At 42.3% G+C, this 13,194-nt stretch carries 12 protein-coding genes and 1 pseudogene; 3 read left to right on the top strand and 10 right to left on the bottom strand.

Going from position 1 to position 13,194, the window contains the following annotated elements; translation table 11 throughout:
• Positions 1-119 precede the first annotated feature (119 nt).
• Complete coding sequence (locus BLS20_RS01735) at positions 120-1,136, bottom strand: ABC transporter substrate-binding protein (RefSeq protein ID WP_090171591.1); 1,017 nt, start codon at positions 1,134-1,136, stop codon at positions 120-122.
• 179 nt (positions 1,137-1,315) lie between these two features.
• Here BLS20_RS01735 and BLS20_RS01730 point away from each other — a divergent pair, with 179 nt between their 5' ends.
• The 3 genes from BLS20_RS01730 to BLS20_RS01720 all read left to right on the top strand — a co-directional run bounded on the left by BLS20_RS01730 (position 1,316) and on the right by BLS20_RS01720 (position 3,997).
• A complete protein-coding gene (locus BLS20_RS01730; protein ID WP_090171589.1) occupies positions 1,316-2,203 on the top strand; it encodes a LysR family transcriptional regulator in 888 nt (295 codons plus the stop codon).
• A 120-nt stretch (positions 2,204-2,323) separates the two neighbouring features.
• Entirely contained in the window at positions 2,324-2,656 is a 333-nt protein-coding gene (locus BLS20_RS01725) for a PadR family transcriptional regulator (protein WP_090171587.1), read from the top strand.
• Positions 2,657-2,677: 21 nt separating this feature from the next.
• Complete coding sequence (locus BLS20_RS01720; RefSeq protein WP_090171584.1) at positions 2,678-3,997, top strand: permease prefix domain 1-containing protein; 1,320 nt, start codon at positions 2,678-2,680, stop codon at positions 3,995-3,997.
• A gap of 29 nt (positions 3,998-4,026) precedes the next feature.
• Here BLS20_RS01720 and BLS20_RS01715 read toward each other — a convergent pair whose 3' ends face one another.
• The 9 genes and pseudogenes from BLS20_RS01715 to BLS20_RS01675 form a co-directional block, all read right to left on the bottom strand.
• Positions 4,027-4,578 (bottom strand): VanZ family protein, encoded by a 552-nt coding sequence (locus BLS20_RS01715; RefSeq protein WP_143010212.1) that lies wholly within the window; start codon positions 4,576-4,578, stop codon positions 4,027-4,029.
• 3 nt (positions 4,579-4,581) lie between these two features.
• A complete protein-coding gene (locus BLS20_RS01710) occupies positions 4,582-5,358 on the bottom strand; it encodes an adenosylcobinamide amidohydrolase (protein ID WP_090171582.1) in 777 nt (258 codons plus the stop codon).
• A gap of 12 nt (positions 5,359-5,370) precedes the next feature.
• A complete protein-coding gene (locus BLS20_RS01705) occupies positions 5,371-6,225 on the bottom strand; it encodes an ECF transporter S component (RefSeq protein WP_090171580.1) in 855 nt (284 codons plus the stop codon).
• Complete coding sequence (locus BLS20_RS01700; RefSeq protein WP_090171578.1) at positions 6,204-7,910, bottom strand: ABC transporter ATP-binding protein; 1,707 nt, start codon at positions 7,908-7,910, stop codon at positions 6,204-6,206. The genes BLS20_RS01705 and BLS20_RS01700 overlap by 22 nt, the downstream gene beginning before the upstream one ends.
• Positions 7,873-8,886 carry an energy-coupling factor transporter transmembrane component T gene (locus BLS20_RS01695; protein WP_090171576.1) on the bottom strand — a complete coding sequence of 338 codons (1,014 nt, stop codon included), beginning with the start codon at positions 8,884-8,886 and terminating at the stop codon, positions 7,873-7,875. Before BLS20_RS01695 ends, BLS20_RS01700 begins: the two co-directional genes overlap by 38 nt.
• Before the next feature lie 16 nt (positions 8,887-8,902).
• Positions 8,903-9,937 (bottom strand): hypothetical protein, encoded by a 1,035-nt coding sequence (locus BLS20_RS01690; RefSeq protein WP_090171574.1) that lies wholly within the window; start codon positions 9,935-9,937, stop codon positions 8,903-8,905.
• A gap of 30 nt (positions 9,938-9,967) precedes the next feature.
• The gene (locus BLS20_RS01685; RefSeq protein ID WP_242870508.1) at positions 9,968-11,116 is read right to left on the bottom strand and encodes a DUF4430 domain-containing protein; all 1,149 of its coding nucleotides are present in this window, start codon (positions 11,114-11,116) and stop codon (positions 9,968-9,970) included.
• Entirely contained in the window at positions 11,117-12,583 is a 1,467-nt protein-coding gene (locus BLS20_RS01680) for a prenyltransferase/squalene oxidase repeat-containing protein (RefSeq protein ID WP_090171572.1), read from the bottom strand.
• A 318-nt stretch (positions 12,584-12,901) separates the two neighbouring features.
• Positions 12,902-13,194: pseudogene (locus BLS20_RS01675) on the bottom strand (IS110 family RNA-guided transposase); the annotation flags it as partial.

Raw genomic sequence — 13,194 nt, 5'->3', positions numbered from 1 at the left:
ACACACATCGTTAAAATCATCTGCAAACTCCTATCCCATGTCGTGGATTAAAAGAAAAAACTGCTAATCACCCAAATGAGTTTTCTCCTCAAAAGCAGGCGTTTAGCAGTTCTTTTCACTTATTCTTCGGATACTTCATAAGCTTCAAATTCGTCGCTTACGCTAACCCCAAATGTCTTACAATTATCTGCATTATATTTCTTCGCTACGTTCGGTGATGTTTCAACAGCCATCGTTGTGATATCTGCTCCATTCACCAAGATTTCGTAGGCCATCTCACCGGTCTGATATCCCAAATCGTAATAGCTGATGGCAAGCGTTGCCACTGCACATGTACTATTTAGGCCTTCCTCCCATCCCACGATTGCCGGTGTATTCGCCGGTGTTGCCACATTAGAAATCGTTTCCATACAAGAGGCCGCCGTATTATCGGTTGGAATATAAAGTACATCACTTCCATCACATGCAGACTGTGTGACCGAAGCTACATCATTGGTATCTGCAAATGTATAAATCTCTACCTGATATCCAAGTTCTTCTAGGTAGGTTGTCATATTGTCTGCCTGATAGACCGAATTTGGCTCAGCTGAACAATATAAAATACCAACCGTTGTTGCATCCGGGAACAATTCCTTTATCAAATCTGCCTGCTGATCAAGCGGTGGCAAATCACTGGTTCCTGAAATATTACTGCCAACCGTTCCTGTCCAATCTGAAATATCAAGTGCTGTCGCATAATCGGTTACCGATGTCCCAAGAATTGGAATATCACCGGTTGAAGAAGCTGCTGCCTGAAGCGCCGCAGTTGCATTTGCCAAAATCAAATCATCTCCATCTGCCACGAACTGATTCGTGATCGTCGAACAAGTCGCGGAATCACCGGATGCATTTTGCACATCGAATTCCACATGCTCCTTGCCCAGCTTATCTATAAGTGCTGCCTGAAATCCTTCGGTTGCGGCATCGAGCGCTTCGTGCTGTACCAACTGACAGATTCCTATTCGATAGGTCTTTGAGGATGATGCGTCTTCCGTAGATGAAGCCACCGAAGAATCTGTCGATGATGAGCCACAGCCTGCCAATAAAACTCCAGCAAGACCTGCGCATACAAGTGCCGATAATACTTTCTTTTTCATACTTTTCCTCCAAAATATTCTTTTTTCATATATTAAGAATTGTAATTGCGCATCTTAAAGATTACAACTCCATATTTCCAATGCTATAATAAGAAAAAGTTATATTGTAGCTGTTACTTGTACGATTTTATTTTCATAATCCTATGCAATATTCAATTCCATTATAATAGGAGGCTTTTATGACACTTAATCAACTAAAATACTTTATCGCAGTTGCACAATCTCATAGTTTTACAAAAGCAGCGCAGCAATTTTACATTTCTCAAACGGCTATTACACAGCAAATCAAGGCTCTTGAACAAATTGTCGGCACCACATTGATTGACCGAAACAAGCGCCCCATACTCTTAACCCCGGCCGGCAGCGTCTTTTTGACAGAGGCAAAATCCATGGTGGAGCAAATGGAAAATGCTGTTACCATCGCCCAAAATGCTGCCAGCGGTCAGCGCGGAACTCTCAAAATCGGCTACACCAAAGGCTACGAAAGAAGTAATCTGTCTAACTGGATTCGCGGGTTTCATAAGGACTATCCCAATATCTTCGTAAGCTGCTATCGCATGACCACGGATCTTCTTGCCTCTCGTCTTGTCGGCGGACAGTTGGATCTTATCTATACCTGGGATAGCACGAATCTGCAACAAAATACAGAAATTGGCTATTGCGCCGTAGAAGACGTTCCTCTCATGGTTGCCCTCTATCCTTCTCACCGTCTAGCCGGCAAAAAACACCTCACCCGTAAGGATCTGATAGGAGAAAAATTCTTATATATGTCTCCATCAGAATCAACCAATTCATACGGCGATGCTCACTTTATGACACTCTATGAAGAAGCCGGCTTTAAACCACAGATTGTCTTTCGTTCCACCAACGCCGAAAGCATCTTGATTATGGTTGCTTCTGAGCAAGGCATCTCTATTTTGCCTGATTACTGTACCAAAAAACTAAGCAACGCAGACAATCTTATCTTTATCCCATTAAAAGGGGAACATGAATACGAGCGAATTGATGCCTTATGGCGAACAGACAATCACAATCCTGCATTACATCAATATCTTCAGTTATTCTAATTATTTTTTTTCATGCTATTGACATATTACGACAGGCGTAGTATATTTACTTTGCCAGACATACTACGTATGACATAGTACGTCAGGCATTACAACGACAGTCAATGTAAGGAGGAGCTTGTGAATACGATTAGCAGCGATGTGATACGTGGTTACATCGACACCATTATCTTATTTCTTTTACTAAATGGACCTTCCTATGGATATGCCATTTCAAAAGAAATTCGAGAAAAGTCCGATGATAAATACGTAATCAAAGAAACAACCCTATACTCAGCCTTTTCAAGAATGCAAAAGAATGGTTACATCCAATCTTATGCCGGACAGGCTGAGAACGGAAAGAAAAGAACTTATTACACCATCACCGATGAAGGTCGCAGACACTACCGGGACAAATGCGAAGAATGGGTATTAACCAAAGACGTTATCGAACGTTTCATCACCGAAGAGTAGACTAAAGGAGAATTATGAAAAATGGATACAATCAAAAATTATCTTGATAATATGTTCGCCCGCCTTCCGGATACCGAAGAAGTGCGTGCCGCCAAAGAAGAACTAGCGCAAATGATGGAAGATAAATACAGCGAGATGCTAGACGCTGGACATACCGAAAATGAAGCCGTTGGAGCCGTTATTGCGGACTTTGGAAATCTTGACGAGATTGCAGAAAGTCTCGGTATCATGATCAATGAGCCTAAGGACAATAATGCAAACGAAGAGCAACAAAAAGACAATGACAATTCCAATCTGCACGCTTCACAGACCGGCAATCCCGACGCTCCGATTGCCTATTATGTAAAAGCAAAAAAAGAAAAAGACATCAAGTACTACTACAATAAACCGCTTGCACATTTCATGTCCGGCTACCGGTCTATCGTGCTATGTGTCTATCTCATCTGGAGTTTTATCACCTTCGACTGGCACATCACCTGGGTTGTGTGGGTCATTGGCGCAATCGTCTGCGCACTGATTGAACACGTATGCGCTATCGATATGGAGCAAGATGCATATAGCCGCCTTGAATGCTTATCAAGGCGCCGCGTTGTAAAGGTTTATACCGGAATCTTAACGGCTGTTACTGTCATTATTATTGTTCTAACAAGCCTTTTTCGATGCACACCGCTTAGCTCTACCATTGCAGATGCCGAATCGATCACTTTCGGGCATACATTGAAAGATTCCTTTACTCAAGTAGAGGTATCGGATCTAATCGGCGACGTAACATTCGTAACTGACGAAAAAGCAGGGATAACCTATAATGGCATGGAGCAATACCAGCCAACCTATACCATTGAAGATGGCGTCCTGAAAGTAGAGCCGAAGGATGATTCTTTCTTCTTCGGAATTCATTTCGGTGATGAACAGACACCAAGCAGCACAACAATCACAATCCCTACCGATATCACTTTAGAGAAGTTATCGCTTGACTGCGATTATGGCGATATCACTGTCGATGCTGTTAAGAGTGCCAAATCCACTTTTAGCATCGACGTCGGCGATCTGCAGATTGAGACAGATGCCGACCTTGGAGAAACCACCATCGAATGCGACACCGGAAACATTCTTCTCGATTCCGCAAAGTTCACATCTTTGGATGTCGAAAGCGATATTGGAAATATCACCCTAAACGGACTTGGAAATCTCAATTCCTACACCATGGATTTATCCTGTGACCTGGGCGAGATTACCTTAGGCGATGAGAACTTCGAGCATGCTTATAAACAACCCGGCAGTGGAGATTGTACCATTAAGGCGAATACCGATACCGGCAATATTGAGTTATCATCCAACTAAGAAAAAAAGCATCCTGGAAGTTTAGCCAACTAAACTTCCAAGATGCTTTTATTTTTCCAAATTAACAAGAGACGACTTAGCGCCACCTGCATAGAACCAATTGCAGTTCCTAATGTATTAAAGATCACATCATCCGTCTCTGTGGTTCCAAGCGCGAAGGCAAACTGCAATGCTTCCACTACCACGCTAAGCAGTAGTCCTATCAAAATCGTTCGCCCAATACACGCACCCATCTTATGCTTTACGCTTAAGACCTGCGACATTCCAATTCCAAATGGTACGAACAGAGCCGTATTCATAATCGGCATGCGAAACTCTTCACCAGCCGTCATCATTGTAGTAAATGGAACCCAAATCACTTCTCTTATGCCGGATTCCCGAAACAACGTAAATGCGACAGCACCAAGCACCCCAACAACCATAACCATAATTCCAAGTTGTCTGCTAGCGCTTTTATATTTTTCTCGCGCTATCATGCCAATTAACAGATTAAGGACTGCCATCACAACCACCATCATTATAATGAGCAAAATCATCCTGCCAAGCGGCATTGCATAAATCATCTTTTGTACTGATTCCATTCCTTATCCCCAACGCACTTCTTTGATCTTAAGTTCTCCGCGGATATATTGCTCTTGCATCACAAGCTGTTCTCTAAGAGCCTGTGTAACTGCTCGCGCAACACATTCCCCAAGCTTGGTATCTGTTCCGGCTGCCGTCAAATAAATCTCAGACTCTTCATCCGAAACCACAATGATTCCATCCGTTCCCGAACCACTTGATAACTCCTTCGAATAACAACTCTTAATCTGCAGATCCCGAATGGTCGCCGTCTTCGCTTCCGTTGCCACCATCATAACCGTAGCTAATGCTCCGTCGCTTAAATGCGCATTGATATGCACCATTAGGTTTACTGTTCCGGATGTTCTTCCTTCTCCTTCCAGCACATGATAGACCTCATCCTGTTCCCACATGGTAGCCGTCTCACCTGCACGTCTTCCATTAGAATAGACTCCGCCTGTCACTACAACGGTAACGGTATAACCTCCAAATGACGCCTTTCGAACATCCGCATATTTCATCATTGCTGCCGTGGAAAGCCCTGTCACTGTTGCCGCATCATAGCCTAATTGCTTTGCCGCATAAGCCAGATGTTCCCGGTAGGTAGCTCCATGCATATCACACTGACCGCTCTTTGGGTCTTTATCACAGTGGTTAAACGCTGCCTTAAGATCTGTCCTGATACCACCGTTTAAAGCCGAAGTGCTAATCACCTTGCGCTTTCCGGCAAATGTCATCGTGATATCCTGCATCGTTCTTGTTATAGAATCTTTATTATCCAAATAAATTGTATCATTCATACCAGGCTCTTTCTATAATAATCCGTATTTTGTTTTCACGCGCTCTAGTTTTTCAAGAAGCGGGCGCGCAAATAACAACATAAATATAATCGTGCTCACACCATGCACCAAATCAACCGGAAGTCCCGATATATAAAACGCAATCAGACTTTCCTTCGTAATGCGTCCATATGTCATCAAGATTGCAGCCGGATTCATAATGCCACCAAAGATAAAGATAGAACACATAAAGCCAAAGACGCATAAGCTTAATCGTTTCGCTTTTAATAAACCTTTTTTAAATAGGATACCGGCCAAAAATCCAATGATTCCATAAGTGAACATCTGCCATGGTGTCCAAGGTCCTTGTCCCATAAACATATTAGACACAAACATGGTAAGAACGCCCACTAAAAATCCGGCCTCTCCGCCCAGCGATACCCCGGCAATAATCACAATCGCAGTTACACACTTAATGTTTGGCACCATAAAAAATGCGCCTCGACCGGCAACGCCGATTGCTGCAAGTACTGCAATTACAATAAGCTCTCTCGGATGCGGCTTTCTGCCTTCAAACATTAAGAAAAATGGTACCATAGCAAAAAACACAATAATCAAACTGCTAAGCAGGTAATTGTGCCCGTGAAAGATTCTCACAGAAAGGTATAAGAGAATCGGACAGACGATTATCATCAAAAGAAATGCCATCCAGGTTCTCCCTCCTACTTTGTGATCGTGTCTTGGCTGTATAATCAATCTTAGTGCTTCCTTCTCCCAGGCAGCTTTCGTCTTAGTAAGAGGCACCTGCTCACTTGCTACCACTTTTTTTTGAGAAATATCCCCCCAAAATTCATCCACAAACCTGTCTAACTGTTCTTCTTCAAGCATGCAATCACATCCTTTCCGGTAACAGCCTCTGGAAAGACATGACGCGCCATTCTATTGGCCGCGGTTGTATAGAAATTATTTCCGGCAAAAAACTGCGCCGTCTTTCTTTGTGTTACAAGATTCCCCTCAAAAAACAGACCGACACGGTCTGCATATTCTGCAACAAATTCCATATCATGAGACACCATTAGAATAGTAATCCCTTTCGAAACCAGCTTACCAAGGAGTTCTCCCAAAAACTTTTTATATTCTGCGTCCAATCCCTTAGTCGGCTCATCTAAAAGCAATATCTTAGGGCGAAGAAGCAGCACTTTTGCCAATGCTAGTCTTTGCTGTTCCCCACCGCTTAGATCATAAGGATGTCGATGATACAACGGTGTCAATCTAGTTAAGGACGCAATGCCTTCTATCGCTTTACTTTTCTCCATCGGAAGGTCATATTCCTTTGCGTTTTCGCGTTGGCCGCCAAGCATGGCATAGAGGTCTTCTTTCACTGTCTTTTTTAGGAACATTGCCTGCGGCGACTGCGGCAAAACGCCCATCAGCCCCCTGTATAGTTCCATTTCTGAATACTTTCGAATATTTCTTCCTTCAATCAAGATCTTCCCGCGGTACGGCGTTCTAAGATGACTGATTAAAGACAGCGTGGTACTTTTACCGGTTCCGTTCCCCCCAAGAATTGCATAAAACTCCCCCCGATTAACGGTAAGATTAAGATTCTTAACAACATCCGGACCATCCTTTTCATAGCGAAACCACACATCCTTTACTTCAATGATCGGATCGGTCTTCTTATCTTCCTTCTCATCTTGTACAACCATCTTGGCGTTCTCGCATCCATCAAGAAGTGCATCCAGCCATGCACGGCCTTCATTCACTGTTAGCGGACATTCCAAAACATTGTCCACTTCACTATAAATCTGCATCGGAATCGGCATGGCAAGAAAGCTTCCACTGTGCTGCTTTTTTAGGCTACTTCCGACATCGCGAGGACTTCCCTGACAGAGTATTTTGCCTTCTTCCATCACAAACACCCGGTCTGCATACGGAATAATATCCTGCAATCGGTGCTCCGTGATTATTATGGTCGTTCCTAAATCCCGATTCAGCTTGCGAACAGTCTCCAAAAAATCACTAGCTGCAATCGGATCAAGCTGCGCTGTCGGTTCATCTAGAATCAGCACCTTTGGATGCATCGCCATAATGGATGCTAGATTAAGCAGCTGCTTTTGTCCGCCGGATAATTCCGATACGTCCTTTCGAAACCAGGATTCAATCCCAAAATAACTTGCCATCTCCGCCACACGAAGACGAATCGTTTGTGTATCATAACCTAGACTTTCCAGTCCAAATGCCAATTCATGCCAGACCTTATCCGTCACTATCTGGTTGTCCGGATTTTGCAATACATAACCAATCTCGCTACTTTCTCTTCGAGCTCCAAGTTCCCCAATCGGTGCACCATCATACCGGATTATTCCTTTTGCGGTTCCATGCGGCTTGATTGTCGGCTTTAATTGCCGAAGCAATGTGCTCTTACCGCAACCACTCGGACCACAAAGCACGTGAAATGCACCTTCTTTTATATTCATAGAAAGCTCTGCTATCGCGGGCGTTTCACACTCCGGATAGTAAAAGCTGAAATTTTCAATTTGATAGATTCGTTTTTCTGTTTGATTCTTCATCCATTTCCTCATATATTGCACGATAGGTCAAATCCATTCTCTTTCCTATCTGACCTATACTTGCTTTCCTTCTAATATCCTCAACCAGATTCATTAGAAGTGGAACAAAACAAAAGACTGCAAATGCGACAAAGGTAATTCTTGCCATAATCTCAGAACATGTCACATCTGCTGCATATCCTTGAATCGTAAATCCTGCCAAAATTATGCGTGGGTCGTACTGTGCAAATGCCGCCCCATGCATGAGTCCATATAAAATCACCAGGAACAGTCCGCTAAAAACTCCTGTTACAATTACATCTCTTCGGTCAAAACGATATAGCGAAAATGCACTTCTTCCCGGAAGTCCATATCCTCTGTTTCTCATCGAATCCGCTGTGTCAATCGCATTTTCCAATGCCCAGGTAATAAGAATCGATAAGATTCCGAACCCGTGTCTAACTCTTTTTATAAATCCGCCATTGGTCACATCCATCCCCACGCATTTTTGTGCATTTCTAATTTGCTTTAGTTGCCGCAATAATCTTGGCACAAAGCGAAGCGTCATCGACAACAACAGCGAAATTGCCGGTATCATTCTTCCAAATAAATATACAAACTTATCGGTCGTCATAACTTTGTTAAAACACCCAAACCATTCGATTACCACAAATAATATCGCGCCTAGTACGACTCCATATATGGACGCTTCTAGCGTAATCCAGTTCCCGCTTTCTTCCATATAGATCAGCTGCGTCACTCCATAATGATTAAAACATGGATTCAAGCACGCCACAATAATCAGCAGCGGTAACGTAAAAATCAGATTCCTTCGAATTACGCTTTTGCTTCCTTTTAGGTAAACTGCATACGAAGTTGCACCCGCAAAAGACAGAATAAGTAGTACCGGATGCTGCACGAACATGGTGCAGCCCAGCACTACTATAAAATAATAAAGGTTGATAATCGGATGACATCGTGAAAATGTATCCATCATATGTATTCCTTAATTCTTATTTGATTTTAATCTTAAATGTTAACACATTAGACTTTTTATACTTGGTTGTTGCTTTCGCGTAAACCTTAATCTTGTAAGTTCCCTTCTTGGTTCCCTTCTTAATGGTTACTTTACCATTCTTGTTTACTGTAATATTTTTGCTGCTTGACTTATATACAAGTGTTGTCTTCGCATTCTTTACCTTGATTTTAAATGTGCGCTTCTTTGTCTTAGAGTATTTATACTTCTTAACTTTTGTTGGAGACTTCTTGGTAATTGTCTGTGCGTTCTTTGTTACCGTAACTTTGCAGTATGGAGCAATGATTGGCGAACCATTATACGTCGTAGTTGATGCCAATGAGATTACATAAGTACCTGCTTTTGAAAAGGTCAACTTGATATTACCTGATGAATCTGTTGTCCCAACTTTTGTTCCGTTACTTGTTACTGCTACATTAGAAGCATTTGCAAAAACAAGATTGTAATTGCTGTCATAACCACTAACAGCCTTCAGATTTAGTGTTGTTGATGAACCTACCGTTGTGCTTACTGTACTTTTATCAAATGTCATATATACATCAGACCAGAGATTTGTGTCTTGATAAAAGAAAAATTCCACCTTATCATTTGCCGAAAGTTCAACGTTATTCATCATATCTACAGATGTGCTATTTACATAATAACCAAGTGAAGATGTCTTTCCAAACGCAGCAGTAGTCCATCCCCCCGGTGCCGTAAACGGATGCGTCTCATAAAACTTCTCTCCATAAAGCTTTATATGCGCTGCTATAACTGCATCTAATACCGTCGGAGTGTCGGTATCATCACTACAACCAACCTGCGCTACATAATTATCATCTAAGTCCGCAGAAACCGTTAATGTAGTAGGCGTCATAACATACCCGGCATCGTATACCGAGAACGTTACATCCAACGACTTAACCTCCGCAGCATTTGCTGCTGTCGCAGTTCCCATCAGTGCAGAACCTGATAATACAACTGCCGCCGAAAGAACTCCGGCCATTAACTTTGTCAACTTGTTTTTCCTCATTGTTATTCTCCTCCTCATACTAGTGAATATTTATAAATCTGAACCAAGATTGCAGGTATATTCCCAGCTGATCACATCACCATTTTCAACGGTATACTCTGACGCTCCGTAGTTCGGAGTCCATCCATTTACCGAATAAATCCATCCTGAGTTTTCTCCGCAATCAAATTCATACAACTGGTTAATGCCCTCCACATAATAACTACCATATCCCGGCGTATATTGAGAAGACATGTGAATGCCCTTCTTTTGACATACGGCTTTTAAGATATCAAATACCGTATCTCCCTCATCATATGTGACCGTCGTCTTTTTCAAGATTACACCGCTAGAAGGAACAAATTCTTTCTTCGAAGAATCCAATTTATCCATATTATCTAGAATAGTATCGCATCGAATAGTAATTGTGCAAGTATTTTCTTCATCCTCAGATGCTGTGTTTGATTGGGACTTATCCGTCTCGTCTGATGATGCACTTGAACTGCTCTGTTTTGTCCCACTATCCTTGTCGTTATCGGATGCGTCATCCTGATTGGAACTTGCATCTGTATCACGATCACTTTCGTTCTCCTTAGCTTCAGCGATGCTGCCACCACCAAGCACATAAAAGGTTCCGCCGGCTTTATTTATCGTAAGTGTAATTGTGGTTGTCTTTGCTTCCTCATCCACCTCAATTGCAGCATCCGAAAGCTCATACAACTGCTCGTCCTCATAGATGCAGTACACCACACGCTGTGCTTCCCACACCGTCGGAAGTACAATCGTAAGTGTCGGCGCTGCAGCCAAATACATATCTGCAATTGTCACCGCCAGGCAATACGGTGCATCCTCAGCTGCCTTTTTGATTTCATCCGTTCCATCCTCGGTAAGCGCCAATTTCAAATTCTGCTCTACCGGATTTTGAATCATTGAGCCATCATATGCCCAAGAATATTCGATTCCATCTTCTATGCTTCCGGTAAAATACCAGGTTCCCTCCTGCCCTGCAATCGAGGCAATCTGCTCTTGTGTGATTATACCATCTTGTGGAATCTGTGTATACGTTTCTAACAGTTCCGTATCATCACTGCTGCTTTCTGTCGTTTCAGCGCAACCCACAAGCGCCATCATTGCAACAAGAATTGCCAAAAGCATTGCGATATATTTTTTTATGTTCTTAGGTAGATTCGCTACTATCATTTATCTTTTCTTCCCCTTCATAATCGATGAAAGAGTATATGCCACGACCAAGGCAGCTACAATACCGGCACCAACCACCCATGGTGTCCGGCTTGATTTATTTGACTGTAAGACTGCATCCATCTTGTCACTATCCGCCGTCGCCACAACTTCTCCCTCATCCGAAACATATTCCTCCGGTGCAAAGTCCCATCCATCTTCAGAGTGTTCTTTCTCATTTTTTTCTGAATCCTCTGCCTTGTTTGCAGTGCTTACGGAATTGGCACTTGAAGATTTCCTATCATTAGTACCATCCGTATCTGAATTAGAAGATGACTGCGCCGCAGTTGTTTCCTCTGTTGTGGAAGCCTTTTGAGTCTTAGACTTCTTGTTATCGGACGAACTGTCATCCGTATTTTCCTTCGCTGAAGTCTCCTTATCACTACCTGTATGCGTCTTGCCATCGCCTGGTAATCCTGCTGTCAATGTAAGATCCGACATATCATACAAAAAAGTCTGAGCATTCTCACTTCTAAGATAAGAAACAAGTGCATAATACGCCTGCGTTGTGGCTAATCCATTGGCCGAATGATTGCTCTTTACATGCATAAATCCGCCGTCACTTAGCTGAAAGGAAAGTAAATTCTCTACAACATTATAATCATTTTTTATAAAACGACTATCGGTATCTGCATCAATCCCAATTGCACTAAGCGCCGTAAGCACCTGCGCTGCAGTTTCTGCATTTTCATAGCCACAGCTTTTATATCCACCATCCGACAACTGTGCATTAGATAAACAGGTAATAGCTCTGTCAATTGCCTCTGTTACCTCTTCATAACCTTCTCTTTCATAATAAGGCGAAAGCGCCTGCACGGTCATCGCCGTCATATCACCATCCGGTATCGTTCCGGAATAAGCCCAGCCTCCGCCACTGATTTCTTTTCCCAGAAGATAGGTTACAAGTTCATCTGCAAGCGCACACCTCTCACTTGTTTGGTAATCTGGATGACAATGAATCGCCAGCAATGCCCACACTGCACCATTCATTCCCTGCTTCGTAATCTCTGATACGCTGCTTAGATGATCGAACAGATTATAACCGGCCACATCCGTTGCATCAACTCCGATACTTGTGAGTGCCAAAATAGTTCTAGAATACTCTGTTCGACTTGTTCCACTTGATAGGACACCTTCTTTATAAGCCAGATAATTAGCTACATTATTATAATAAACGGAAAAAAAAGACTCCGAGGTACTCATCCCGCTTCGTGCCTGTGCCAATACGATAAATTCCTGTCCGTAATCCGGATCGAAATAATTATTTAACACATACGATCTGCATTTATTTATAGAGGAAGTCACCTGTGACTGTGCTACGGATGCGCTCACCCCATTCGTAGACATGCCAAATAACATAATCATACCTAATACGATTATGGCAAAACTTCTATATATAACAGAATGTCTTTTATCATACTTCAACATACGTGATTCCTCATGCCTTTTTTATACATCTAAAACGCAAAGCGCCTATCTCATTCTAACATTATTTATGTAGCTATGTTGTACTTTTTTACACAATCTGTCAAGACGTAAGCGCCTTATTGTTCACTTTTACTTAATCTTATAGGAAGTAACATTCATTTTACTTAATACACAGATCGCTTTATGATAAAATTAAGAATAAAGTAGTAAAGGAGGCTTAGTGTGAAAGAAAGTAGAGGAAAACCATAAATGGACGCACTTAAATAAGCTGTCTAAGGCAGGCAACTTTTTGAAGTGTTATAGCGTTAGGAAAATAGATCAAGAAGCTAATGGTTCATCAGGAGGAAGTAACCCCTCTCGTTGCAATAGTTTCTTGGCTTGCTTGATAGCTTTTGTCTTTTGTTTTTCAACAAGAGCTTCAGGCATATCAATCTTGTAAAGATCGCTCGGATTCCACTGCTCACCAGTAGACAGCATCTGGTAGATGGCGGTAAGAATCATACGGGCAATAGCGATAATGGCTCTTTTCTTGCCACGGCGTTTAACAAGAGATTCATATTTCTTTTTGTAGTAAGGAGATTTGTCAGATTTTACGGCTGCATGAGCACACT

The organism is Eubacterium oxidoreducens (genome assembly GCF_900104415.1).
Lineage (GTDB): Bacteria > Bacillota > Clostridia > Lachnospirales > Lachnospiraceae > Eubacterium_C > Eubacterium_C oxidoreducens.
Note: the sequence above shows the minus strand (reverse complement) of the source record. Positions and strands in the feature narration are given on the sequence as shown.

Excerpts from the sequence above, each read along its gene's own strand:
- BLS20_RS01715 (WP_143010212.1), bottom strand. The coding sequence starts at position 4,578 with ATGGAATCAGTACAAAAGATGATTTATGCAATGCCGCTTGGCAGGATG.
- BLS20_RS01720 (WP_090171584.1), top strand. The coding sequence starts at position 2,678 with ATGGATACAATCAAAAATTATCTTGATAATATGTTCGCCCGCCTTCCG.
- BLS20_RS01710 (WP_090171582.1), bottom strand. The coding sequence starts at position 5,358 with ATGAATGATACAATTTATTTGGATAATAAAGATTCTATAACAAGAACG.
- BLS20_RS01700 (WP_090171578.1), bottom strand. The coding sequence starts at position 7,910 with ATGAAGAATCAAACAGAAAAACGAATCTATCAAATTGAAAATTTCAGC.
- BLS20_RS01705 (WP_090171580.1), bottom strand. The coding sequence starts at position 6,225 with ATGCTTGAAGAAGAACAGTTAGACAGGTTTGTGGATGAATTTTGGGGG.
- BLS20_RS01695 (WP_090171576.1), bottom strand. The coding sequence starts at position 8,886 with ATGATGGATACATTTTCACGATGTCATCCGATTATCAACCTTTATTAT.
- BLS20_RS01680 (WP_090171572.1), bottom strand. The coding sequence starts at position 12,583 with ATGTTGAAGTATGATAAAAGACATTCTGTTATATATAGAAGTTTTGCC.
- BLS20_RS01690 (WP_090171574.1), bottom strand. The coding sequence starts at position 9,937 with ATGAGGAAAAACAAGTTGACAAAGTTAATGGCCGGAGTTCTTTCGGCG.
- BLS20_RS01730 (WP_090171589.1), top strand. The coding sequence starts at position 1,316 with ATGACACTTAATCAACTAAAATACTTTATCGCAGTTGCACAATCTCAT.
- BLS20_RS01685 (WP_242870508.1), bottom strand. The coding sequence starts at position 11,116 with ATGATAGTAGCGAATCTACCTAAGAACATAAAAAAATATATCGCAATG.
- BLS20_RS01735 (WP_090171591.1), bottom strand. The coding sequence starts at position 1,136 with ATGAAAAAGAAAGTATTATCGGCACTTGTATGCGCAGGTCTTGCTGGA.